At 36.8% G+C, this 26185-nt stretch carries 21 protein-coding genes and 1 riboswitch; of the genes, 11 read left to right on the top strand and 10 right to left on the bottom strand.

What is annotated here, in order from left to right; translation table 11 throughout:
• Nucleotides 1-299: 299 nt before the first annotated feature.
• Both CC99x_RS08000 and CC99x_RS07995 read right to left on the bottom strand, forming a co-directional pair.
• The gene (locus CC99x_RS08000) at nucleotides 300-4514 is read right to left on the bottom strand and encodes a leucine-rich repeat domain-containing protein (protein WP_057623843.1); all 4215 of its coding nucleotides are present in this window, start codon (nucleotides 4512-4514) and stop codon (nucleotides 300-302) included.
• 600 nt (nucleotides 4515-5114) lie between these two features.
• Complete coding sequence (locus tag CC99x_RS07995; protein WP_057623841.1) at nucleotides 5115-5699, bottom strand: superoxide dismutase; 585 nt, start codon at nucleotides 5697-5699, stop codon at nucleotides 5115-5117.
• Between the two features lie 148 nt (nucleotides 5700-5847).
• Here CC99x_RS07995 and grxD point away from each other — a divergent pair, with 148 nt between their 5' ends.
• Both grxD and CC99x_RS07985 read left to right on the top strand, forming a co-directional pair.
• On the top strand, nucleotides 5848-6198 hold the full coding sequence (gene grxD / locus CC99x_RS07990; RefSeq protein ID WP_057623839.1) for a Grx4 family monothiol glutaredoxin: 351 nt from the start codon (nucleotides 5848-5850) through the stop codon (nucleotides 6196-6198).
• 155 nt (nucleotides 6199-6353) lie between these two features.
• Nucleotides 6354-6959: a peroxiredoxin gene (locus tag CC99x_RS07985; protein ID WP_057623837.1), complete on the top strand. Its 606-nt coding sequence runs from the start codon at nucleotides 6354-6356 to the stop codon at nucleotides 6957-6959.
• Between the two features lie 19 nt (nucleotides 6960-6978).
• Here CC99x_RS07985 and rnt read toward each other — a convergent pair whose 3' ends face one another.
• Both rnt and pyrC read right to left on the bottom strand, forming a co-directional pair.
• Nucleotides 6979-7581: a ribonuclease T gene (gene rnt / locus CC99x_RS07980; protein WP_057623833.1), complete on the bottom strand. Its 603-nt coding sequence runs from the start codon at nucleotides 7579-7581 to the stop codon at nucleotides 6979-6981.
• A gap of 9 nt (nucleotides 7582-7590) precedes the next feature.
• On the bottom strand, nucleotides 7591-8622 hold the full coding sequence (gene pyrC, locus CC99x_RS07975) for a dihydroorotase (RefSeq protein ID WP_057623831.1): 1032 nt from the start codon (nucleotides 8620-8622) through the stop codon (nucleotides 7591-7593).
• A gap of 53 nt (nucleotides 8623-8675) precedes the next feature.
• On the opposite strand from pyrC, the gene CC99x_RS07970 reads away from it, so the two are divergent.
• Nucleotides 8676-9569 carry an OmpA family protein gene (locus CC99x_RS07970; RefSeq protein ID WP_057623829.1) on the top strand — a complete coding sequence of 298 codons (894 nt, stop codon included), beginning with the start codon at nucleotides 8676-8678 and terminating at the stop codon, nucleotides 9567-9569.
• 181 nt (nucleotides 9570-9750) lie between these two features.
• On the opposite strand, the gene CC99x_RS07965 is transcribed toward CC99x_RS07970, so the two are convergent.
• The 4 genes from CC99x_RS07965 to metG form a co-directional block, all read right to left on the bottom strand.
• On the bottom strand, nucleotides 9751-10185 hold the full coding sequence (locus tag CC99x_RS07965) for a DUF1841 family protein (RefSeq protein WP_083477292.1): 435 nt from the start codon (nucleotides 10183-10185) through the stop codon (nucleotides 9751-9753).
• A 143-nt stretch (nucleotides 10186-10328) separates the two neighbouring features.
• Nucleotides 10329-10958: an endonuclease III gene (gene nth, locus CC99x_RS07960; protein ID WP_057623825.1), complete on the bottom strand. Its 630-nt coding sequence runs from the start codon at nucleotides 10956-10958 to the stop codon at nucleotides 10329-10331.
• The gene (locus tag CC99x_RS07955) at nucleotides 10951-11601 is read right to left on the bottom strand and encodes an RnfABCDGE type electron transport complex subunit B (protein WP_057623823.1); all 651 of its coding nucleotides are present in this window, start codon (nucleotides 11599-11601) and stop codon (nucleotides 10951-10953) included. The genes nth and CC99x_RS07955 overlap by 8 nt, the downstream gene beginning before the upstream one ends.
• A 4-nt stretch (nucleotides 11602-11605) precedes the next feature.
• Nucleotides 11606-13645 (bottom strand): methionine--tRNA ligase, encoded by a 2040-nt coding sequence (gene metG, locus CC99x_RS07950; protein ID WP_057623820.1) that lies wholly within the window; start codon nucleotides 13643-13645, stop codon nucleotides 11606-11608.
• 101 nt (nucleotides 13646-13746) lie between these two features.
• Between metG and apbC the strand changes: the two genes are divergently transcribed.
• From apbC to CC99x_RS07910, 8 genes are all read left to right on the top strand, one after another.
• Nucleotides 13747-14844 (top strand): iron-sulfur cluster carrier protein ApbC, encoded by a 1098-nt coding sequence (gene apbC / locus CC99x_RS07945; protein WP_057623819.1) that lies wholly within the window; start codon nucleotides 13747-13749, stop codon nucleotides 14842-14844.
• 13 nt (nucleotides 14845-14857) lie between these two features.
• Nucleotides 14858-15424 (top strand): dCTP deaminase, encoded by a 567-nt coding sequence (dcd, locus tag CC99x_RS07940; RefSeq protein ID WP_057623816.1) that lies wholly within the window; start codon nucleotides 14858-14860, stop codon nucleotides 15422-15424.
• Between the two features lie 550 nt (nucleotides 15425-15974).
• A complete protein-coding gene (locus tag CC99x_RS07935) occupies nucleotides 15975-16163 on the top strand; it encodes a hypothetical protein (RefSeq protein ID WP_057623813.1) in 189 nt (62 codons plus the stop codon).
• A 171-nt stretch (nucleotides 16164-16334) separates the two neighbouring features.
• On the top strand, nucleotides 16335-17741 hold the full coding sequence (locus tag CC99x_RS07930; RefSeq protein WP_057623810.1) for a hypothetical protein: 1407 nt from the start codon (nucleotides 16335-16337) through the stop codon (nucleotides 17739-17741).
• Nucleotides 17742-17841: 100 nt separating this feature from the next.
• The gene (locus CC99x_RS07925; RefSeq protein ID WP_057623808.1) at nucleotides 17842-21498 is read left to right on the top strand and encodes a response regulator; all 3657 of its coding nucleotides are present in this window, start codon (nucleotides 17842-17844) and stop codon (nucleotides 21496-21498) included.
• Nucleotides 21489-22322, top strand: coding sequence for a CheR family methyltransferase (locus CC99x_RS07920; RefSeq protein ID WP_057623805.1), 834 nt, complete (start codon nucleotides 21489-21491; stop codon nucleotides 22320-22322). Before CC99x_RS07925 ends, CC99x_RS07920 begins: the two co-directional genes overlap by 10 nt.
• Nucleotides 22323-22346: 24 nt before the next feature.
• Nucleotides 22347-24302: a response regulator gene (locus CC99x_RS07915; protein ID WP_057623803.1), complete on the top strand. Its 1956-nt coding sequence runs from the start codon at nucleotides 22347-22349 to the stop codon at nucleotides 24300-24302.
• A gap of 10 nt (nucleotides 24303-24312) precedes the next feature.
• Nucleotides 24313-24903, top strand: coding sequence for a chemotaxis protein CheB (locus tag CC99x_RS07910; RefSeq protein WP_057623799.1), 591 nt, complete (start codon nucleotides 24313-24315; stop codon nucleotides 24901-24903).
• 68 nt (nucleotides 24904-24971) lie between these two features.
• On the opposite strand, the gene CC99x_RS07905 is transcribed toward CC99x_RS07910, so the two are convergent.
• Nucleotides 24972-25505 carry an SRPBCC family protein gene (locus CC99x_RS07905; RefSeq protein ID WP_077065349.1) on the bottom strand — a complete coding sequence of 178 codons (534 nt, stop codon included), beginning with the start codon at nucleotides 25503-25505 and terminating at the stop codon, nucleotides 24972-24974.
• A gap of 190 nt (nucleotides 25506-25695) precedes the next feature.
• Nucleotides 25696-26025, bottom strand: coding sequence for a quaternary ammonium compound efflux SMR transporter SugE (gene sugE, locus CC99x_RS07900; RefSeq protein WP_057623797.1), 330 nt, complete (start codon nucleotides 26023-26025; stop codon nucleotides 25696-25698).
• Nucleotides 26026-26053: 28 nt separating this feature from the next.
• A riboswitch (guanidine-III (ykkC-III) riboswitch) is annotated at nucleotides 26054-26121 on the bottom strand.
• Between the last annotated feature and the right edge of the window lie 64 nt (nucleotides 26122-26185).

Genomic DNA, 26185 nt, shown 5'->3' with positions numbered 1-26185 from the left:
ACAGAAAAATATCTTTTTATATAAATAAGTTTGGCATTTTAACAGAGTGGATATTTGAGCAATAGGGTGCTCGTCGGTGAAAAAATACCACTTATAGTCTTTCCCCATGAGTTTTCATGGGTATTGTCTTTGTCCTCTCGTAATCTTCATATCGGCATTGTGTTCCGTGTGAGCAAACCTCATGTACTATGGCTAAAATTTAGCTTCTGTATTTCGCATATGAGATGAGTCGATATTTTTAGAAATATAGTCTTCGCACATGAGTTTTCTGGGGTGTTGTCTTCGCTCTCTCGCAATCCTCATGTACTTTTATGTACACTCCGGTTGCTCGAGGCTTGACGCCTACCCGAAAAATCATGTGCTGTGACTATATCTCCAGAAATACGCAAAGTCTCTGAACTTTGTGATTTGGCTTTTGAAAAAACTAATTGTTTACCCAAATCATTTATGAGCACATCTATTTCTGCGTTATCACTGCTTGAGCTATCAGAGCGCTCTAGTTTGAGTTGTTTAAGATCTGAAGTCATAACTGATAGCTGGCTATTTTGTGCAATCATGGTTTTAATAGTCTGCAATATTTTCTCTATTTCTGAGTCAGTTTCAGAAGACATATCTTGTTTGGGATGTATGCATAATTTTTGCAGACATGTATTTTTGGCAAGAGCGGGAATTAACAGTTCGAGAGCTTCTTTTTTAGCGGTATGGCCGTTTATCTCTATCTGTTTGAGTTGTGTGGGGTGCGCAATTAAGGCTCCAATCTGTTTGATAAAAGCATCCCCCATAGATAATTGATGATTCAGACAGAGTGTTTCAAGTTTAGAGGCAGGGTTAGATGTAATGGCTGAGGTAATATAATGTAAGCCTAATGCACTGATTTTATTATGAGAGAGATCTAAAGAAACAAGCGGGCAATTAGGATTGGCTAAAAATTGAGCAATAGATTTTGCTGCAAAATCAGAGATTTGTGAAGCGCTGTTTTCAATATCTGTTAATTTATTTTGTGCTTTAAGATGATGAACATTGCTGTTTAGCAGTGCGCCAATGACTGTATTTAGCATCTCAGAGTTGATTGCACATTCTGATAAATCTAGGTTTTGTATATGACCTTTTTCTAAAGCCTCACAGACTGCATTCAGAGTGTCGCTTGTCATTGTATGACCACCAATATCTAGACTTTTCATAGTCAAATGACTGTGTGTTGAACGACAGATCCTCTCTAATGTTTGGTTTGATAATCCCATAGCTTTGAACTGTAAATTTTGGAGTGTATCAAGATTGCTGTCTAATCCTAAGCATAGCACTGCTTGTAAATCTTCTGGTATTTTACAGTTTTGTATATTTATCGTGCGAATGGGTGGCAATAATTGTCCATGATCGCCACCTAATGTTTGATAAAGTTTTTGACGTAGATCTTGGTTGAGCGCTAGCATCAATGAGGCAGACTGAAGCATTTGAAGGACATCACCTTGTTTGGCATCAGCACCACCCATATTGGGTAAATGGATTTCACCTGATTCTAAACAAGTTTTAATCCATTCAATGGTTGATGGATTAGTAATATTATCCATCACATGAAAGAGTACAGCGCTTACTATAGAGGTATCCTTTGCTGATAGTGCTGCATGGATAAGCTGAGTATCCAGCACAATAGCAGGTATACTTTGAGTAATGGTATTTAACATATTTTCTACCAAGGGAATATTTTCTCCTTGGCTCAGCAGGAAGTCTGCTTTTTGAAGTGCATTTGTAAACTCAGGTTTTTTATAAAAGGCGAGTGTATCTTGTGATGGTATTTTATCTGTTAAAACATCTTTTAATAATAAATGGCTTGCTAGATAGATGATAACATCAGGATGTTGTAAATCAGACAATATTGCAGACACAAGTCTAATGAGGTATTGAGGATTTTCTTTAAGTAAAGGATTTTCAAATAACATGCTAAGGCATTCTATAGAAATATCATTTTTTCCAAAATCAATAATTTCAAGCGATGCTTTAGCAAGTAATTTTTGACTGAAACTGAGCAATCCTCTGTCGGTGATGCCTGTTCCTTGCGCAGAAAAAGCCATTAAAGCATCAGATTGGGTAGAGAGTATTTCGCATAGCATACTCATACCAACATCACCTAATGGCATGTTATTGACATTTATTGCAGTGATAGGTTTTATTGAATTTTTGTTTCCGCCAAATTTTTCAATGATGATTTCTTTCAAGTTTGGCCATTTTAATGCAAGTAATAGTAAAGAAGTGGCATTATGTAATAATGGCATGGCAATATGAGGCGGTATTTTATTTTGAGAAATCATCATGAACATAAGAGAAGCATCAACTACACCTCGTTCCAGGTTAGCAGCCATCCATATTTTTATGGGTGCTGGTAGTGCTTGTGACAGTATAAATGCAAAGCGAGTAGATTGTCTTTCATCCATGCAGGCCAGATTTGCCATTTCGCAAACTTCAATATATTGATTTGTTACAAGACCTAATGCGTCTAATAAGGTTGGTTCAAAATAGCCCAACATAGCATTTTTTTCTTTTAAATGCTGTGTTGTTATTGCGATTTTACTGGGGAACATACTGAGTAAATATAATATTCTAGTTACAGCGCTAAGTTTCTCAGTTGGTTTGGGAAATTGTTTATTGAAATCGGCAGATTGTATATTGCAGTTTTTTTGATGTAAGCATAAAAACAGCCAAGCTTGCTCATCTTCATTAAGCGTATCAATGGTGATATTGATAAAATTTTGAACAACTGATCCAAATGCATCGTGTGCAGAATACGATAAACCTTGAACAAGTTGTTCTATATACATGGCTCTTTGCTCAGAACTCATTTGTGCTTGATTTAGCATTATATTCACATGTTCAAAAAGCCGACCACTTGGAACCGTAATATTAAGCGTAGAAGATATTGCAGTTGCTTTTGTGACAACATTATTAAAGCAAAGTGCGTAAAGCAGCCAATGTTTAGCATTTTCATCCAATCTTTTTAGCTCATTTTCTGTAAAACTTTTTTGGTATAGAGGAAGGGTTTTGACTTTTTGAGCAAAATCAGGTGCATTGTCTTTCTGTGTTAAAGCGGCTTTGATAATTGAGCGCATCATATCAGAGCAACTTGCTAAGAATATAAAGTGATCTGTAATATCAGAAGTGATAATTTGGCGGATGGCTGTGTTACTAAGTTGTTCGTGATAGTGAATATTGGTTAAATCAAAGAATTGTGGTTTTGTATTTGTCATGATTGCGAGATACAGCCATAATCTTGCCTCATCCGGTAATTCGCTAGCAATCGCAAAAAGCGTCGCTGATATAATAGAGAAGGTTTCTTTTAATTGTGGACCTATATTTTGAATTAATTTTTCTTGTAAATTACGCCAAAGGCTTGTGCATCCGTTTGTGTTTTCAATCAATTGTTTGCATATAGCCAATTGCTCTTGTGTAGGCTGTTGAATGCCCGTTTCATTTATTTGGGGAAAATTTTTAAAGGCGAGTTCTAATAACAGCCATCGTTTGCTATTGAGATCTAAACTTTGCACCGCATTATCATAGTATCCTGAAACTGCATCATGAGGTGTAGTGATAGCGCGTTTGCTTAAATATAGATCCAATGTATCAATGAGATATCCTCTGCCATAGCTATTTATCCATGATTGTAATGTTGCATATTCTTCAGCAGATGGTTGATAAGCTTTATATTCGCTATTGCCAGTGGAAAGTGTGACTAATGCCCATTCCAAAAATGTAGGCTCTTCACTTGCAAATGCTTGCCCAATACTAGCTGCGTAACCTTTAATCCATGTCATATGAGCGCGAGCAAAAGGGTAGAATTCAGCACGTATTTGAGTTTCTGTCACAAGATTGACCAAGTCTTCTGACTCGCGTACATAGTCGGCTTTGGGCGTTGATAAAGCCATTAGTTTGCTTTTTATTGTGGCACTTAAATAGGCTCTTATTTCTGAATTTGCTTGCGCTAATGTTAATGTTCGATTAATGTTTTCAAAATACGCATTACTTGGTAATGGGGCTGTGAGTTTATGATCTTGTTTTCCGATTTGGGAAATATATTGGCCTGAATCAATAACAATAGACAACCATTTGAGTTCATCTAATGAGAGTGTTTCCAATAAGTAATTATTGTATTGTTTACTAAATTCAATATTAACCCATGCTAGTTTTGTGCAGCTTGTTGCCTTTAAGCTTGTAAATATATTTTGAGTATCTGCTGTTTCAAGCATTCTTTGTGCTAGTTTTTCTAAGAGAATAGCATCTTGGGTCTGAATGATGAATTGCCCTAACAAATCCAAGGCTGCTTTTTCTAGGGGTTGCTTTCCATAAGAGATTAATTCTGGCATGCTTGCTGCAAAGATTGACTCACCTGATAGTGTCATTGATTCATGATTGAGACTGGTGAGTACAAGCAGATCGTAGAGGGCTTGTTCTGTAATTACAGTGTTATTATTCCAAATCAAATTGAGCTTTGTGGCGAGATTTTTTTGAGGAGCTTGGCTAATCATTGGCACCGTCCTTTTTATTTGAAACTGAGCGTCTTTCATCAATTTATCGCAGCTTCTTGTATACGTCAGCAAGGCTCAAAATTATTATTGGAGGTGCGTTATTGGTATGGTACACACTAGCGCGTGTTTAAATATCTGATAACAAATTTAAAATCGATTTTCAAGGCAATAGACCTAAGAAATAGGCAGGGTAGAAAATAGCTAATCTCTTAGAGGCTTAATGTTTAATTATGCCATTAAAAAGAGTAAAGGGATTAAGGTGGTTGAACAAAGCTGTGCTATGGGGCTGTGAAAAAATATAGTTTTTGAGATCGGAATAGTCTATGGTGAATAACTCTACAAACTTCTATTAGATTGTCATCCCAGAGTTTTGCGAAGCAAAATATCTGGGATCCACAGGTGCTTTGCGCCTGGTAGCCCAAAGGGCTACTGGATACCAGCCTTCGCTGGTATGACACATTATCTGAGTTTTTCAATATAAAAATTTTGTAAGGAGCACTCAGGTTGCAAGTGCTTCGCGAAGCAATCCATCTTAATATATGGATTGCTTCGTTACCATGCTGCTTGCAAATTTGGCAATGAACTTAATCTAAGATGTGCTTATCTTTCGAAATTTTCCGCAACGAAATCCCAGTTGATGAGTTCCCAGAAATGCTCAAGATATTTAGGACGTGCATTACGATAGTCAATATAATAAGCATGTTCCCAAACATCGCATGTTAATAATGCTTTTTGATTTTGCGTCATAGGGGTAGCTGCATTAGAAGTGCTAACCAAATCTATGCTGCCGTCTTGTTTTTTAACAAGCCATGCCCAACCAGAACCAAAGGTAGTAATTGCTGTTTGTGTAAATTTTTCTTTGAATGCCTCAAAAGAGCCAAAGCTTTGATTAATGGCTTCTGCTAATTTGCCGGTAGGAAGGCCGCCACCATTGGGTTTTAAGCAATTCCAATAAAAAGTATGATTCCATACTTGTGCAGCATTGTTAAAAATACCACCAGAAGATTTTAAAATGATAGTTTCTAGTGTTTGATCTGCAAATTCAGTGTTGTCTGCTATCAATTTGTTTAAATTGTCCACGTATGCACGATGATGTTTACCATAATGAAATTCTAATGTTTCTTTAGAAATGTGTGGTTGTAGTGCATCCAGGTCGTAGGGGAGCGCGGGTAACTCAATTGCCATGATCAACTCCAATTATCTAGTTAACATAATAATTATTTGTATCTATAGTCGACGGTAGTCTAAGCATGGCCTAAACATATATCAAGCATTGCATGAAATTTGGACGAAGATCCTCTACAATGCGAGTTTTGAATTTGTAGGGGTTTTCATGGATACTTTATCGCGTATTAAGCAGCAAATCGAAGGGCATGATTTATTACTTTATATGAAGGGTACGCCCCAGTTTCCACAATGTGGTTTTTCTGGCCAAGTAGTGCATTTGTTAAAGTTATGCAAAGCACAGTTTGCCTATGTAAATATTCTTGAAAACCCAGATATTCGACAAACCTTGCCGGTATATGCTAATTGGCCAACCTTTCCTCAGTTATATGTAAAAGGCGAGTTGATTGGTGGCTGTGATATCGTCACTGAGATGTATGAAAAGGGTGAACTACAAGAATTGCTTGCAAAAGAGAGCTTGGTTGGCGAGAAAATGCTTTCCAAAGAAGCGGCTGTTTGATTTCTTCCTATATTAGTAGAGCGGACAAAGCGACAAGCATGTCCGCCAATCTGCATAGATTATCCAGCGCATTGAATAAATTCACCAATAGTCGCTTAAAATAATATGTGTTAGCATATTTTCCCTTGCATATAAATAAATTTTTGGAGTGTTAAATGACTGTCTTAGTAGCTCGAAAAGCCCCTGATTTCCATAGTGCTGCGGTTATGGCGAATGGTGAAATTAGAGCGGATTACAAATTATCTGATGCAATTAAGGGTAAATACAGCGTTTTATTCTTCTATCCTCTTGATTTTACCTTTGTTTGCCCTTCAGAACTCATTGCATTGAACAATCGTATCGATCAATTTAAAGCAAAAAATGTAGAAGTAATTGGGATCTCTATCGATTCTCAATTTACGCACAATGCATGGCGTAATACACCACCTAACAAAGGCGGTATTGGCGCATTAGATTACACCTTGGTTGCAGATGTTAATCACCGTATTTGCCAATCTTATGGCGTTGAGCATCCTGAAGCGGGTGTTGCATTTCGTGCTGCATTTATCATTGATAAAGAAGGAAATGTACGTTCACAAATCGTTAATGATTTACCTATTGGTCGTAATATTGATGAAATTTTACGCGTGATCGATGCACTCCAATATCATGAAGCGCACGGCGAAGTATGCCCAGCAGGTTGGGAAAAAGGCAAAGAAGGCATGAAGGCAACTGCACAAGGCGTTGCAAGCTATCTTGAAGGAAATCAAGCACAGCTTTAAGCCTTGTGTTGAGTTTTGTTTAAGTCTTGAATTCCCATTCATTGACGATTTTACAAAACAACTCAGCAGTGCATTCTGTATCGTAAAGAGCAGAATGCGCTGACTTCTTAGAATATCCTATCTTGGCTTTTTTCAAGGCCTTTGCTAAAACCGTTTGTCCGTATACTAAAGCGCCTAAAGTTGCTGTATCTAATGATGTAAATCGATGAAAGGGGGATTTTTTAATCTCGCAGCGCTCTTTAGCAGCATTTAAAAAAGCAAGATCAAACCAAGCATTGTGTCCCACTAATACCGCACGTTGGCATCTTTTATTAATACATTCTTTGCTGATATTCCTAAACAGATCGGATAACGCTTCGTCTTCCGTTACTGCAAAGCGAAAAGGATGGAAGGGATCAATTTTATTCAATGCCAATGCCACAGGATCTAAAATACTGCCTTTAAAGGGGAGTACATGGTAATGATAGGTTTTGTCTGGATGTATTTTTCCTACGTTATCCATTTTTATAGAAATAGCCGCAAGTTCTAATAATGCATCTGTTTGCGGATTAATACCGCCTGTTTCAACATCTACAACAACGGGTAAAAATTCTCGAAATCGTTTTGCTAAATTTATATTCATGAATAGTTTCTAAATAATGTCCCATTTTACTGATTGACCTGCTTTGAGAGGAATGATGGTTTCATCACCAAAGCTTAAGGTTTCAGGAACGTTTTTGGATATTTCGCGTAATGTGATGGTTTTCTGATTATGGGCTAAACCATAAAAATCAGCACCATATAGGCTAGTAAAGCCTTCCAGCTTATGCAGTTTGTTTTGAGTAGCGAATATTTCTGCATACAATGCCAAAGCAGTGGGTGAATTGTAGATACCCGCGCAGCCACAACTGGATTCTTTACGTGTAACGGCGTGTGGAGCGCTATCTGTTCCTATGAAAAACTTTGGATTGCCGCTTGTTGCAGCCGCAATGAGTGCAAGTTGATGCTCCTGGCGTTTCAAGACAGGCAAACAATAGTAATGCGGTCTAATGCCACCCATAAACATTGCATTGCGTTGATAATACAAATGATGGGGGGTAATAGTTGCTGCAACGTTTTTAGAGCTTTCTTCCACAAAGAGAACAGCATCTTTGGTTGTAATATGCTCAAATACTATTTTTAAGCTTGGGAAATTTTTGACTAATTGTGTAAGTATTTTATCAATAAAATACTTTTCTCTATCAAAGATATCAACAGCAGGATCGTTCACTTCACCATGAATCAATAAGGGAATGTGATGTTCACTCATTGCCTCAAGCGTAGGATAAATTTTTTCTAATTTCGTTACACCGGCTTCAGAATGTGTCGTGACGCCTTGAGGGTATAATTTTGCACCATGAATGATCCCACTTGCTTTTGCTTCTGCAATCACATGAGGCGTTGTTTCATCTGTCAGATAAAGTGTCATGAGTGGTTCAAAATCATTACCTTCAGGTACGGCATTTAAGATCCGTTCCCTATACTTTTTTGCAGCTGAAGGGTGGGTGATAGGCGTTGTTAGATTGGGCATGACAATGACTCGCTTAAAAATAGCGGCACTATCAGGTACTGTTCTGGATAAATAGGCACCATCGCGTAGATGGCAGTGCCAGTCATCAGGCTGAATAATTTTAAGTTCTCTCATATCTCATTCATTAGCTATAGTTGTTGTAGGATCAAAAATTTTTTACTGCATTTATGAGCATCCGTTATAGTGTCATTCTAACCTGCTTTGCCTGGATCAGCCTAGCCTCTGTTGCTTGGGCGGATACTTATAAATCGCCCATTGATAAAGACGCATGGTCTACAGAGTCTTCCAAGCGCCTTTGCACGCTTTCTCACGCCATACCTGGTTATGGTGTTGCTACTTTCTCTCAAAAAGCAGGCACTACGTTAGAATTTTTCTTAGAAGCATCTTTGGGAAGGAGATCTGCAACGCCTGTGATTATTGTGGATGCGCCAGCCGATTGGAAAACAACCGCCAGTTCAAATCGCAAACAATTAGCTGAAATAAAAGCAGCCACTGGTAAAAGACCTATTCATCTTACTAAAATGACCCCCTATCAAATGATTTCTGCTTTAGCAGAAGGTCGAGAACCAAGAATAGAATTTCAAAGAAGCAATGATTCTATCCCTAAAAATAAAGTAACAAGCAAAGATAAAGATATTATTATTTTAGCAACCTCTGGTTTTCAAAATGCGTATAAAAAATATCTTACTTGCGTAGATGAATTAGTGGCATACCCCTTTGATACAATCAAAAAATCAACCATTTACTTTGAAAGTGGCAGTAAAGCGCTGGACGAAGAGACAATGATAAAGTTAGATGCTTTGGCGGAGCATATTACTCATGATGAGAATGTTTATAGAATTGATTTAACGGGACACTCTGATAGTAAGGGTGGTTATATGTCCAATCGACAAACTGCTAATGAGCGTATGTGGAAAGTGAAAGATTACTTAGTTTATCAGGGGGTTGATCCTGAGCTATTCACGCTCAAAGGTTTTGGAGATAGGATGCCCGTTGCCTCTAATAAGACCGCAGAAGGCCGCGCGAAGAACAGACGGGTTGAGCTTAAAGTGTTTCGTTAAGAAATGAACGAAGTGAATGATTTTCTTCCCTTGAAGTCAAGGGAAGAGGCTCTCACTTTTAGTGAGCAGATGGATTTTTTAGAATCTGTATTTTAAAAATCCTTCTCTGCACCTAAAGGTGCCTCTTTCTTTGATAACAAAGAAAGAAGTGATTCGCGGTGCTCATCGATATTTTATTTTATCACCTAAACAATCGTTTTAATCTTTCCAAGTATTCTGAATCATCTGCCAAAAACTCTGGCTTATGGGCTGCATCGTGCAATAATTGCGCGAGTACTTCCATCATTTTGTGTTCTACTTCTGTTTGATCGTGGTATTTGTTATGTAAACGTACAAAAATTTCTTTGATGCCATTAGGTCTGTTGGCATTGACTTGTTCTAAAATAGCCACATGTAAACTTAAATGAAAAAATGGATTCACGCCTCCATTTTTTAAATTAATCTGAAAGTTTTCAAATGCTTCTTGGTGCGAAAAAATGGATTGATATTCTGGATGGCGCTTCAGTACATCTACGATAATGCCTTCTAGTGGCGTGACAGGTTGAGAATGCAATTCTTTTTGCCAAGCTTCAAAAAATACTTTTCGGGTGTCTTGATGATTAAAATTTTCCATCATATGCCTCTGTTTATCCACTTAGTTTTTATTAGGGTATAGTCTTCGCGCATGAGCTTTCCGGGGTGTTGTCTTCGCCTTCTCGCAATCCTCATGTACTAATATGTACACTCCGGTTGCTCGAGGCTTGACGCCTACCTGAAAACTCATGTGCGAAGACTATATTCACATAAATCATTGATTATGCAAGTAGCGCATTTAGGGCTTCGTGCCGTGCAAACATAGCGTCCATGCAAAATCAGCCAATGGTGTGCATCTTTTTTATATTGATTAGGTACATATTTTAATAAATTTTCTTCAACTGCTAGAGGTGTTTTGCCTGGTGCAATACCTGTTCTATTGGCAACTCTAAAAATATGCGTGTCAACCGCAATTGTGGGCTGATCAAAAGCAGTATTTAAAACAACATTTGCTGTTTTTCTGCCAACGCCTGGTAATGCTTCAAGTGCAGCACGCTCATCTGGTACTTGACCCTTATGCTGCTGAAGAAGAATATCACAGGTTTTAATAATATTTTCTGCTTTCGTATTATAAAGGCCGATAGATTGAATATAAGGTTTTAAGCCAGCAACCCCTAATTCTAAGATGCGTTTTGGTGTAGGAGCGTCTTTAAACAAAAGCTTTGTTGCTTTATTGACACTGACGTCTGTTGCTTGTGCAGATAAAATAACAGCCACTAGCAACTGAAAAGTACTACCATACACCAGCTCTGTTGTGGGGGCTGGGTTTTGTTGCTCAAAGCGTGCGAAAATCTCAGATCGTTTCTCTTTATTCATATGATGTATTGGTTTCAAATGAAAAATCTTTACGTTTCGCTTTTACTCTTAATATAGAAGCAGCAATATCATCTTTATAATTGGTTTGAGTGATGATGCTTTCTCTTTCAACCTGCTTTTTTGCTTGCTCTGTTTGTATACGCACATTACGCTTTTCAAAGCGAAGTTTGCTATCCTTTGCTTTTTGTTGGCGTTTCTCTGAACTTTCAATGATCCAAGTAGGTAAAGAATCATTTGTCGCAACCATATCAATGCAATCTACAGGACAAACGGGCAGGCATAGTTCGCAACCTGTACAAAAATCGCTAATAACAACATGCAATTTTTTAGAAGTGCCAATGATGGCATCGACAGGGCAGGCTTTAATGCATTTTGTGCAACCGATGCAGGCTTCTTCTTGTACCACTGCGGTTTTAGCGATTTGTGCATGTGTCGCCTCTTCAGCCAGTGGTTGTTCAGGTTTATGCAGTAGCTTTGCTAATGCACGCATCGTAACATTTCCACCTGGCTGGCAGAGATTAATCTCTGCTTGATTTTCCGCCAGTGCTTTCGCATAAGGATTACATCCTTTAAAGCCACATTTCTCGCATTGAGTCTGTGGCAATAAAGCTTCTATTTTTTCTGTTAGCAGCACATCTTTCATAGGATTACTTTACTTTCATACCAGGTTCTGCACCTTGATCAGGGTGTAATATCCAAAGATCTTTCCCGCCAGGGCCTGCTGCTAAAACCATGCCTTCTGATAAACCAAAGCGCATTTTACGAGGCTCGAGGTTTGCAACCATAACGGTTAATTTGCCAACCAATGATTCTGGTGGGTAGGCACTTTTAATACCTGCAAATACTTGGCGTTGTTCGTCACCAATATCAAGAATGAGTTTAACAAGTTTATCTGCACCTTCAACATTTTCTGCTTGGATAATTTTTGCAATACGAAGATCTACTTTTGCAAAATCATCAATTGAAATATATTGCTTCGCTTTCTCTGGCGCAGCGCTTGGTTTTGTATCTGCTGTTGCAGGTGCGGTGTTTTGAGTTGGGGTGTTTTCTTCGATCATTTTTTCTACCTGTTTAGGATCAACACGATTCATGAGTGGTTTAAAGGCTACAATCTTCTGACTGAGCAAAGGTTTTTCTAAGTCATCCCATCTGAGTTCTTTAATGTTTAAAAAAGCTTCAACTTCTTTTGCAATAGAAGGTAATGCTGGCTTTAAATAAATGGTCAATATACGAAAGAGGTTCAGTGCGAGGGTACAGATCTTTTGAACTTGCTCTGATTGCCCTTTTTTAATCAATTCCCAGGGTTTATGTTCATCTACATATTGGTTAGCGATATCTGCAACCTTCATGATTAAACGTATGGCCTGGTTATATTGACGGTTTTCCCATGCTTGCCCAATTTCTTCAGAAGATTCAATGCATTTTTGATAGATTGTTTCATCAATGCTATCACTTAATGTATTGTCAAAATGACGGTTGATGAAGACAGCGCAACGGCTGGCAATGTTCACATATTTACCGACTAAATCTGCATTCACGCGCTTCACAAAATCATCTAAATTTAAATCAAGATCATCGATACCATCACTCAATTTTGCTGCAAAGTAATAGCGAAGGTATTCGGGGCTTAGATAATTTAAGTAGTGCTTAGCCGTGACAAAGGTTCCTCTGGATTTTGACATTTTTTTGCCATTAATGGTTAAAAAGCCATGTGCAAAAATAGCGGTTGGTGTTCTATATTGACTACCCATGAGCATGGCTGGCCAAAACAGCGCGTGGAAATAAACAATGTCTTTACCAATAAAATGATATAGCTCTTTTGTGCTGTCTTTATGCCAATAATCTTCAAAACGAATAGAGGTATTTTGTTGGCAATAATTTTCAAAACTTGCCATATATCCAATCGGTGCATCTAACCACACATAGAAAAATTTATTTTCAGTGTTTGGAATGTTGAAACCAAAATAAGGGCCATCTCTGGAGATATCCCATCCTCTTAAGCCGGCATCGAACCATTCATTTAGTTTTCGTGTAATTTGTGGTTGTAAATGGCCATTGTGTGTCCATGCTTTAAGCTTCTCTGTATAGGAATCGAGCTTGAAGAAATAATGTTCTGATTCTTTTAATTGAGGTGGTGTATTAGAGAGTACAGAGACAGGATCTATGAGCTCAGTAGGATCATAATGCTCACCACATACTTCACAGCTATCGCCATATTGATCGGCTGCTTTGCATTTAGGACAGGTGCCTTTGACGTAGCGATCAGGCAAAAACATATTTTTGCTTGCGTCAAATAGTTGATTAATGGTTTTGCTTTCAATATCCCCGTTTGCTTTGAGGGATTCATATATTTGAGCAGAGCGTTTTTTATTTTCAGGGGAATGTGTTGTATAAAAATTGTCAAATGCGACACCAAATTTCAGAAAATCTTCTTTCTGAGATTGATGCACTTCATTCACCAGTGCTTCGGGAGAAATGCCGCGTTTTTCAGCTTGCAGCATAATGGGGGTACCATGCGCATCGCTACCACAAATATGATAGCAAGTAGTACCACGAAGGCGGTGATAGCGAACCCAAATGTCGCTTTGAAGATACTCGACTAAATGTCCTAAATGTAGATCCCCGTTTGCATAGGGGAGTGCGCTGGTGACTAATATTTCGCGTTTTTGCGACAATTCTTTCGACATAATGATGATTTCCTCTTGCAAACGGCTCAACTTTCGGCACACTATACCGATTTCAGCAAATAACTTCCATTAAGCATGATGGGTAAGTAAGTGATTCTCTAATGAATGATACATATGCATTAACTGAACAAGCAGTGCGGTCAGAGCTGGCAGCATGCATCGATCCTGTTTTGAACTTAAATTTTGCCGATCCTAAGTTACTTAGGGCACTTCAGTTGACAGGAAATGAGCTAGAGATAAAACTTGGTATACCTTACTTGTCTCAGGATAATTATTATCAATTAAAACAGTCTATTATAGAGCGTTTGAGCAGGCACTGGCCAGACTTGTTTATTCGTTTGGACGTAAATCCATTGATAAGACGCCATAAAGTGCAATCTGCTTTGCAGCCAAGACCTAATATCAAAAATATTATTGCCGTCGCTTCTGGAAAGGGCGGAGTAGGTAAATCAACGGTTGCGCTCAATCTTGCTTTGTCGCTCAGTACCTTAGGCGCAAAAGTTGCGCTGTTGGATGCAGATATCTATGGGCCAAGTCAGCCAAGAATGCTAGGTAAATTACATACAAAGGCGGGAGCCGATGACAAAAAATTTGTACCCGTAGAAAGCTTTGGCTTACAAACGATTTCGATGGGCTACTTAGTCGATGAGCAGACCCCCATGATTTGGCGAGGCCCCATGGTTAGCCAAGCACTACAACAACTGCTCAATGATACCCACTGGCAAGCCTGTGATTATTTGATTCTTGATTTGCCGCCGGGAACCGGAGATATACAACTTACTATGGCACAAAAGGTTCCTTTGAGTGCAGCCGTCATTGTCACAACGCCACAGGACATTGCTTTAGCAGATGTGTATAAAGCCTATAGAATGTTTGAAAAGTTATCTATCCCTGTATTAGGCGTCGTAGAAAACATGAGCACGCATGTGTGTGAAAATTGTGGCCATATGGAAGCCATTTTTGGTCAAGGAGGGGGGCAGCAACTTGCAAGCGAATTTGATTTGCCATTGCTTGCGCAATTACCACTCTCAAGATCTATTCGTGAAAAGAGCGATAAGGGTGAAAAACTTATTGATGCGAAAATGCTGAGCAAAGAAGCAAAATTATTTTTAAACTGTGCGGAGCAAGTGAGTATGCAACTTGCAACACGTGCACTGGATTATTCTACCCCGACTCAAAAAATTGTAGTTGAGTCATAAGAGGACATTAAAGATGGCAATTAAATCAGATAAATGGATTCGGGAAATGGCTTTAAAGCACGGTATGATTGAGCCGTTTATAGAAGGACAAGTGCGCTATCATCATGGGCAAAAAGTTGTATCTTATGGTACATCTAGTTATGGCTATGATGTGCGTTGCGCCAACGAATTTAAGGTATTTACGAATATTCATTCAACCGTTGTTGATCCAAAAGGCTTTGATAAAAATAGTTTTGTAGATGTTGTGAGTGATGTGTGTGTGATCCCACCGAATTCATTTGCGCTTGCAAGAACCATTGAGTTTTTCCGTATTCCACGCAGCGTATTGACTATTTGCTTGGGTAAATCTACTTATGCGCGTTGCGGTATCATTGTAAATGTCACACCACTTGAGCCAGAATGGGAAGGGCATGTAACGCTTGAATTTTCAAATACAACGCCATTACCTGCGAAGATTTATGCAAATGAGGGTGTTGCACAAATGCTCTTTTTAGAGTCTGATGAAATTTGTGAAACCTCCTATGCGGATAGAGAAGGGAAGTATCAGGGGCAGAAGGGCGTTACTCTCCCCATTGCCTAGAAGCAGCCTCAAAAATGCCATTTTTCGTTGAGCCTTTGTTGCAGCTTCTTTTGCGCTGCTCATTTACATCTGTGTAAACTACGCTGCTCAAAGAATCTGCGCCTTGGCTGAACGAAAAATTACTATTTTTGAAACAGCTTCTAAACTCTTTGCAGTTATGCATTATGCGTTGTTGCCTGCGTCCTCTCGCAATCCTCATGTACTAATTGTACACTCCGGTTGCTCGAGACTTGGCGCCTAGCCTAATACATAACTGCTTCGAGTTGCTAAGTTTTATAGTTATGCATTATGCGTTGTTGCCTGCGCCTTCTCGCAATCCTCATGTACTAATTGTACATTCCGGTTGCTCGAGACTTGGCGCCTAGCCTAATACATAACTGCTTCGAGTTGCTAAGTTTTATAGTTATGCATTATGTGTTAGTGCTTCGAATTGCTAAATTTTATACAGTTTTTTTTATGCTAGTCTTAACAAATGGGAAATAGCTAAGTTGTTTTCCTGGGTATATACGCATTACAGTAAAATATTTACATGAGATGTTAGAGGCAAAAAATGAAAAGAGGTCCTGATAAGAAGGATGATCAACCTAAGCCTACAGCGGTTCCTAAATCTGATCTCTTGTCAAAAGAAGAGCGTGATAGGCTTGCTGAAGAAGACAGACAAATGACCGCAGGTATTAATCAATACCTCGATCAAAAAGAAAAAGAGGCAATGGACAAAAAAAAGAAGCCGTCCAAATGAAATATTTCTCTTTATGCAGCCTTAAATAGTATAAATATCCCTATTTTTATACTTATATAGGCTGCATATTTAAACAATTCTGCTATGAATCCTTCTTTAAAATCTCTGATTTCTATTTTTTTCAACTACACTTAGCTATACGACAAATTTATTAGAGACGAAGAGTCGAGTATGTCTGTAAATGGTTCTTCATCAGACTCTCCTGATTTCACCGAGAGAAAGGCATATACACAATCAGATCGAAAAAGAACAGCTGTTCTTAGCTCCAGTTTTGTTCCAGAGATGCCTGATATACGCAAATTAGAACAAGCCTTAGAAAGCGTGATTGCAGAGATTACACCGCCTGCCTTAAAAGAAAAATTAGAGACTTTGTATGAAAAATCTAAAGTGAGACCAGGTACGGCGATAAGTGCCCTTGATGATAGCATCGCATTAATTCAATTTAGCGAAGAAGAACAAGCCAAAATTAACTCATTATGTAGCCAAAAAGGCACAGATAAACTGAATATCTTTTCGAATTCAAAAAATGCAACAAATAATATTTTTATAAATAAAGTTATGGAGTTGCATTTAGCTGATTTGCGTCAAATTGCGAAAAAAGGCTCTAATTTAAAGAAAGAGAGGGTGGCTGCCACACAATTACAGAAGAAAAGTTCTGCAATGAAACCTTCTGGAATGAAATTAAGTTTCTCAATTGATATCGTAGACATTGAAAATAAAGATATGAAATTTAGATTGGATGCGGCTTATAAAGTATTAGACGCATTAATGGATCCAAAAGATATCGAAAAGTTATTAGATCAATCCATCAAAAACTACAAACCAGAATTTGGCAATGAGATTGCCATTGTCAGGCCGATTAAAGATTATGATAAAGCAGGTACAAATTATAATATTCTTACGAATATGTATTCTCAAATGCTGGTGAGAGAGCTCAATAAACTGAAGGAAACAAAATATCCAGAGTTAAGTGGCGTTTCTTTTGTAGATGAGCCTGTGATGACTTTAACAGCAACCAGTCGAACGGATGCGACTGCCTATGAAAGGATTTTAAAACAACCTTTCTTTGAGGTTGCAGATTTGGCTGGCAGAAATATTGTTATTAACGATGATCATGTGAATGCTGGTGGTTTTACTGCTACTTTGTACGCTGCATCTCAAAATTTGAACGCTAATATTTTAGCCGTCTCTGCTTTAACAACTCATCCTCATACAGATAATCTTGCGCCTGATCCAAGTGTTCTAGATGCAATAAGACAATATACGCACGAGGCTGAGCCTGATATTGATGGCTATCAACGATTGAATACCGCATTAATGCAAGTTGGTTTAACGATGGAGGCATTGACCAATAGAGAGGCATTAACAGTGCTTGCGATTGTTATGGATGGCAATAACCCAGAACATGAAAAAGCATTTATAGCATTGGATGAGTCTATTAAAAAAGCAGAAGTATTAGAAGGTATTGATGATGATTTGCGTGTAATACTGAAGCAAGATCCAAAAAAAGCTAGTGATTTAGCTGCGCAAATTGAGGCAGATATGTCCTCTTCTAAATATGCGAGATACAGCAAATAAATAAAAATATCATCTACTTATGCAATATAGTGTTGTATATCGGGGCTGAGAGTAAATGAAAATAGGAATTTGATTTTTTAAAATTCATGAGGATTGGTAAATGCAGGCCAAACGCTTAGGGCTAACTTTATATGCAAAGATTGCTTTATCATTTTCACTCTTGATATTGATTTTGACATTATCAATAGGGTTGTCTCTTTGGCAGACTTATAGAACAAATGAAGTAATAAATGATATTGTAAATCAGCGCATGCCAACTGTTCAAGCTTCTTTGGAATTGCTCAATGGTATTAATCAATCTATTGCGTCTTTAAGAGGCTGGTTGATTATTCCAGAAGAGAGTTTTAAAAAAACGCGACTCATTGCATGGGATAATAAAATTAGTGTAAGTGCTGAATCTTTACAGAAACTAACGAATATATCACGCGATCCAAAACAAATAGAAATGTTCCAAATTGTTAGAGAGAACATTGCACCATTGAAGAGAAGTCAACAAGAAATAGAGGATTATACCTTAATAGACAGAAAAAAGGCCTTAGAATTATTTATAGAAGATAGGGAAAATTTAGTAACACCTATTAGAGAAAGTTTAGAGTCTTTGATTAGATATGAAAATGAACAAATGGCACAACAAGTTATGCTTGTTAAGGAATCGATGTGGTTGCTGAGTGTAATGGAGTGGAGCTTCCTAGCCTTTGGATTGATTATTGGCGCCTTATTCAGTGCACGGTTGTCGCGAGGTATTTCATCTCCTGTTATCAATATAACAGAAGCAGCAGAATTAATTGCTAAAGGTGAACTTGGGAAAGATGTTAAAGTTACTGGTAGTCTTGAAATCCAGCGTTTAGCAAAATCTATCAATAAAATGATAGCAACAATGAGAGAAATCACCTCAACAGCAAAATCAATTTCTGACGGGGATTATTCACTGTCTATACAACCACGATCTGAGCAAGATAAATTGGTATTTGCTTTATCGAATATGACAAAAAAATTGATCCAAAATAAACTGTATTATGAGGAGCAATCGTGGTTGCAGGAAGGTACGAGTCAAGTATTGGTAGCAATATCTCAGAATCCAGAACTTTCTAATTTATGCAATGAAATTTTGGCAGCTATTTGTCGATATTTAGAATCTGGTATAGGTGCACTGTATTTATTTGATTCAGATACACAGCAGCTTAATCTGGTGTCTTCGTATTCTTATACAGAGAGAGAATTATTATCAAATAAATTTTTACTGGGTCATGGCATCGTAGGGCAAGTTGCCTTAGAGAAGAAGCCTATCTTATTAAAGAATATCAAGCGACGTGACTTGGTAATCACGACAGCATTAACAGAAGAACCCCCATTGAATACTTATACTTTTCCATTAATAGATAAAAGGGAGTTGGTGGGTGTTGTTGAACTTGCTTTTCATGAAATTATTACACCATTAAAAATTAGCTATTTAGAAAATATCACGCCACTTGTATCAAGTAGCATCCGAGTTTGTGAGCAGAAAACAGTGACTGAAAAATTGCTTATACAGCAAAGAAATATGACAAAAGAATTACAAGTGCAGCAAGAAGAATTAAAAGCATCTAATGAAGAGCTGGCAACGCAAGCAGAAGAATTAAGAACCTCTGAAGAAGAGCTTAGAGTAAGAGACGAAGAACAACGTACCTTGAATCAATCATTAGAAGAACGTAATACACGTTTACAAGCACAATCGGAAGAACTGAAAAGAGCACAAGCAGATTTAGTAGAAAAAGCAAAGCAGATTCAGGTGGCCAGTAAATATAAATCTGAATTTTTGGCAAACATGTCACATGAATTAAGAACACCATTAAATAGTTTATTACTTTTATCAAAAATGCTTGCGGACAACAAAGAGCAGAATTTGAATAAAGATCAAATTGAGTCATTGCATGTGATACATAGAAGTGGTGTTGATCTTTTACAGTTGATTAATGATGTATTAGATATTGCAAAAGTAGAAGCAGGGAAAATTGAAATTCATAATTCAAAAATCATCATAAAAGATTTTACGAATATTATAAAAGCTGATTTTATGGCAATTTTCCAAAGTAAAAAACTTGATTTTTCTGTGGAGATTGAACAGGGCGTTGTTGATTCAATTTATTCAGATGCACAGCGATTGAAACAAATTATCAAAAATTTAATCTCTAATGCACTTAAATTTACAGAAAATGGTTTTGTTAAGTTGTTAGTGCATAAGCCATCTTCTACAAGTCAATTAGCGATGAGTAATATAGATAAAGAAAGATATATTGCTTGGAGTCTTATTGATACAGGAATAGGAATACCTAAAGAAAAGCATAATGAAGTATTTCAGACTTTTTATCAAGGTGATGGTGCGCTTAATCGTAAATATAATGGTACCGGTTTAGGATTATCTATATCAGCTGAGCTAGCAAAATTAATGGGTGGGGCAATTCAACTAGAGAGTATTGAAGGGCAGGGTAGTACATTCACTCTCTATTTGCCTATTGTAAGCACGCAATCTGATGAAGTGCTTAATCCCGTTGAGAGCATAGAAATACATGCAAAAAACAACCTGCAACAAAAAAGCATTTCTGAAAAAACAAGTAGAACACTGTTAATTATTGAAGATGATATACAATTTGCTAAAATCTTAATGGATGTTTGTAAAAAGAAGGGCTTTGATTGTAAACATACTACAACAGGCCATACTGGATTAAAAATAGCTTTAGAAGAAAAACCTGCTTGTATTTTACTAGATATTAATTTGCCAGATATGAATGGTTTATCGGTTGCTGATAAGTTGAAAGATAATCCTCAAACAAAGAGTATACCTATCCATTTCATTAGCGGCGCAGATAAGCAGGAAGAAACCATGAAGTATGGTGCCGCAAGTTATTTAATGAAACCTATCTCTATTGAAAAACTTGATTTGGCTATCCAAAGTGTATCTCACAGCATAAATGATCGCATTAATAAACTTTTAGTTGTTGAAGATGATGATGTTTTGAGGGCACAAATTCAAAAAGCTTATGAAGAAAAATCTATACAAGTATTAAGTGTGCGCACTGGAAATGAAGCTTTACATTTGCTAAAAATTCAAAAATTTGATTGCATGGTGTTAGATTTGGGATTGCCAGATGTTTCTGGATTTGATGTGATCAGTAAAATAATGGAAGATTCTTCACTTGCACATCCAGCAGTGATTATATATACCGGACATGAAATAACAGAAGAAGAGCATGATTTGCTCCAAAAATATTCTAAAAATATCATTATCAAGGGTAAGGTTTCTTTAGAGCGACTTTTGGATGAAACTGCATTGTTCTTACATCAAATGGAAAAATCAATTTCTAAGGGAGATCCTTTTTATCAAGATATTGAGGATAATAATGGATTAAATAATAAAAAAATATTATTGGTAGATGATGATATGCGCAATACATTTGCCCTCGCTAAAATATTAAAACAATATGGTGTGGATGTATCCATTGCATCAAATGGTAAAGTAGCAATTGATATGCTAAATAAAGAAAATCATTTTGATGGGATTCTCATGGATATCATGATGCCTGTCATGGATGGATTAGAAGCGATTGAAAAAATTCGTCAAATACCTAAATTTTCTTCTTTGCCCATTATTGCATTAACTGCAAAAGCAATGTCATCTGATCGTGAGAAATGTTTGGCGTTAGGTGCAACAGATTATCTAACCAAGCCTGTAGATATTGATAAACTCATTATTCTTCTAAAGGCTTGTGTATGTCAGTAAAAGTTGAAGACAAAGAACTTTTAGAGTTGGAGCTTTTGACTCAAGCAATAAAGATGCTTTATGGTTGGGATTTTGGTCAATATAAAAAAGAATCATTAAGACGTTCTGCAAATCGTCTTGCCTCAAAACATAATTTAAAAAATATTTCTGAGCTTATTCCAAAATTATTTTGTAATGAATTGCTTCTCAATGACTTGTTAAATTGTTTCTCCATTCCTGTAACAGAAATGTTTCGAGATCCAGGATTTTTTTTAACATTACGAAAAAAGATAATCCCTATATTAAAAACATACCCATTTATCAAAATATGGCATGTTGGTTGTGCTTCTGGTCAAGAAGTTTATTCAATGGCAATTTTATTACATGAAGAGGGCATGTATGACAGGGCACGTATTTATGGCACAGATATTAATCCATTGCAGCTCAAAAAAGCAAAAGAAGGTATTTTTGAGGTAGATCAGCTTGATGTGTATAAAGAAAATTATTATAAATCAGGTGGTAAGCACGATTTAATGGATTATTTTAGTTTGAAATATGATGCTTTTATCTTTAATAACAAACTTAGGAAAAACATTTTCTTTTTTGAACATAATATAGCCCAAGATCACGCATTTGGAGAGATGAATTTAATTCTCTGTAGAAATGTGCTTATCTATTTTGATGCGACATTACAATGCAGAGCCATAAATTTATTTAATGAAAGCCTATGTTTTGGTGGCGCCTTGTGTTTAGGTGTAAAGGAAAGCTTAGATTTTATGAGTATAAATCCTGGGCTTGAGTTGTTTGATAAAGAATGGAAAATTTATAAAAAAGGATTTGTTTAAATCATATAAGGTTTTTATAAACGCATGAAAAATAATGCCATATATACCGAAGAACCTTCTGTGCTATTGGTTGACGATAAGATAGAAAATTTAATAGTTTTAGAAAAGCTATTGTCAGGATTAAATGTAAAATTAATTAAAGCATCTTCTGGAAATGCTGCATTGGCATCAGCTGTTCAAGAAGAAAACTTGATTTTAATATTGTTAGATGTAAACATGCCAGAAATGGATGGGTATGAAGTTTTAGAAATTATGCATACTAATGATGATCTAAAAAAAATACCTGTTATTTTTCTTACGGCTTATTATACTGATGAAAATCATAGGCTTAAAGGATATGAGCTTGGTGCAGTCGATTATTTGTATAAACCAATTGAAGAAAATATTTTGCTTGGCAAAGTTAAAATATTTATGGAAATGCACAAATCGCGTGAAGAAAATATTGCGTTACAGAGACGCAATCAACTTATTTTAGATTCAGCAGGAGAAGGTATTTTTGGTCTTGATGCACAGGGCTGTATTAATTTTATTAATCCTGCAGCAATGACAATGCTAGGGTGGGATTATAAAGATCTTATTAATGAGTCGATAGAAAAAATTTTACCTAAAGAGAGTCTTGTTGCTAAACAATATGTTTGGGAAGATACAAAAATATATAAAGCCAGTTCTAATGGCTATTCCTCGCGCGAAATGGATCAAGCTTTTATCAAAAAAGATCGTGGTAATTTCCCTGTTGATTATGTCGTTACTTCTTTGCGTGATAACCAGAATAAATATTTAGGTGCTGTTGTTGTTTTTACTGATGCAACTCATAGGATCAATAATGAGAAAACCTTGCAACAACTACACCAAGCACAAAAAATGGAGTCTTTGGGGCAATTAACAGGTGGTATTGCGCACGATTTTAATAATATTTTAATGACTGTGCAAGGAAATTTAGAATTGCTTGCAATGAAATTGTCTATTGAAGCAGAAGAAATGAAGCACGTGCAATCTGCGTTAAATGGCGTTAACAGAGGAACAGCTTTGACGAAAAGATTGCTTGCATTTTCTCGCAAACAAACACTTTTTCCAAGAAATATAGAGCTTGCAAAGCATTTGCATAATGCTGTTGAGTTATTATCGCCTACATTAGGAGAAACTATTCAGTTATGTTTGGAATGTGCTGATGATGTATGGCCCATTTGGGCTGATGCAAATGAGTTTGATAATGCTTTGATAAATTTGGCAATTAATGCAAGAGATGCTATGCCTAATGGAGGAAAAATATATATACAAGCTCAAAATATTAGTGTAGATAGAACTATTTCTATTGGTCAATATAAAGTTTTACCTGGCGATTATGCAAAAATATCATTTACAGACCAGGGCATAGGAATGAATGCAGAAACGCTAAGCCATGTATTTGAGCCATTTTATACAACTAAAGCCAAAAACAAAGGAACAGGGCTTGGCTTAAGTATGGTATATGGTTTCGTGACACAATCAAAAGGAATGATCACCGTATATAGTGAGCTGGATCATGGTACGACGTTCAATCTTTATTTTCCTAAATATTCTGATGAGGTCGTTCATAAAAAAGAGCTTGTTAACGAAGATAAAGATATCACAGGCCATGAAACAATATTAATTGTTGAGGATGAATCAAATGTACGAGATTTAGTAGTAGAATATTTGAGTAGTATTGGTTATACAATACTTGTTGCACATGATGCTACTCAAGCGCTTAATATTATTAAAAACAATGCAAAAATTGATTTGCTATTTACAGACATGATTATGCCTGGTGGCATAAACGGAGTTGAGCTTGCTGCTCAAGCAAAAACATATATCAAAAATATACGAGTTTTATTAACATCGGGATATCCTAAAATTGCATTACATGATAAAAATATATTAGAAGAGCATATTATGAAACCGTATAGATTAGATGCATTAGCATCGAAGATTCGAGAAATATTAGAACATAATGTATCGTAAATAACATGTCATGAGCAGCAAAAAATATAAAGCGATTGTGATAGGAACCTCATTTGGTGGGTTTTCAGTTTTAAATAATATCATTCCTCAGTTTCCTAAAAATTTTATTCCTATTATCATTGTAATTCATCTTAAAGAGGATGCTAAAAGCATCATTGCAGAATATTTAAATGAATCTAGCATGATGCAAGTAAAAGAAGCTGATTTAGGAGAAACTATTCAAGAGGGGGTTGTATATATTGCTCCTCCTGGTTATCACTTGTTAATAGAACATGATTTCACATTGTCTTTATCGTCAGAAGGAGCTGTTAATTTTTCTCGTCCTTCTATTGATGTTTTATTTGAAAGCGCTGCTGTTGCATATCAATCACACTTGATTGGTATCTTGTTAACTGGCGCAAATTCTGATGGGTGTAAAGGGCTTCAATCTATACAAAAACGAGGAGGCCTTACCATCGTTCAAGATCCACAAACAGCAGAAGCACCAGAAATGCCACAGGCTGCGCTCAATATGTTAAAGATAGATCATATCTTAAGTGTGGATGCGCTTGTACCTTTTTTAAGGGCGTTAGATGAAGCGCAATCAGAGGAGCTGCCATAATTAATTTTGCTACTCATTTTATGGTAGCCCTTCATGATTGTCTTTAATATAGATAATGGATATTTATTCTATTTCTCAGAAACTTCTTTTAATTTACTGAGTCCTTTTTCAAATTGATCGCCAACCATTTTTTCGCAATTTATGAAAATACTCATGACTTTGGCAATAAAACTATTTTTGCCACTCATTGACCATGTTACTTTTGTTTCATCTTTTTCAGAGGCAAGAGAGAATTCAACAGTATTTGCTGCTGGAAAAGGTTTTTGCATGTCTAATTGCATAGTGATTTGAGTGTTAGGTGTAGATTTTATAATTTCAATTTTACCGCTGCCAACATCCTTATTGCCTTCCCATTCTGAAATGGCTCCTACACCCTTAGGCGCACCTTTTAGTGTTTTTTTCATATTAGGATCGAGATCTTCCCAGGGAGACCATTGTGGCCAATGATTAAAGTCATTAATCAAGGGGAAAATTTTTTCTGAAGGGGCTTTGATAATCTGCGAGCGTTCAACTCTAAAATCATCCGGTTTGGTGGTTGCATAAATTGCAACGACTGCGATTGCTGTAATAAGTGTTGTTAGCGTTGTTTTGATAATTGCCATCTATGCAAGTCCTTTAGCTATCATGAATCTGGTTTAATTGAGTTTCCTTTTTAACTAAGCTATTCCTTAATTATCGATTTACTATATCAAAAATTTATCCGTTGAAAAAAAAATTATATAGGACAGCCACAATAAGTTGTGCAACAAAATGCCAGTACGCACTGGCATTTTGACGAGAAAAAATATTTGATTATCGGGTGGTGAGTTTTAAGCCAATAATTGCGATAAGCAGTAAAGCCAAAAAGAAAATTCTAGTAAGTGAAGCAGCTTCGTTAAACAAAATAATGCCCAATACAGCAGCACCAAGTGCTCCAATTCCAACCCATACGCCATATGCTGTGCCTATAGGGAGTGTTTGGCTGGCTCGAGCCAGTAAATAGATGCTGGCTACCAGCGTTAAAATAGTAAAAATACTGGGCGCTAATTTTGTGAAACCGTTGGTATATTTGAGACCGATAGCCCAACAAATTTCAAGAAGGCCGGCAATGACAAGCGTAATCCAAGACCATGTGACAGACATAAAATACTCCTTATTGTGTAAAGTTTATAAAGAGCCGTCTTTTCTTGCCTGGTACGGTTCACCTCGTCAGGGGGCAAGTGTGCTCACTTGCCCTGAAGAGAGAATCCTATCATGAAAATAGAAGTAAGTTGAGTATTGCGATGTCATGACACTATCTTAC

The sequence above is a fragment of the Candidatus Berkiella cookevillensis genome, assembly GCF_001431315.2.
GTDB classification, from domain to species: domain Bacteria; phylum Pseudomonadota; class Gammaproteobacteria; order Berkiellales; family Berkiellaceae; genus Berkiella_A; species Berkiella_A cookevillensis.
Note: the sequence above shows the minus strand (reverse complement) of the source record. Positions and strands in the feature narration are given on the sequence as shown.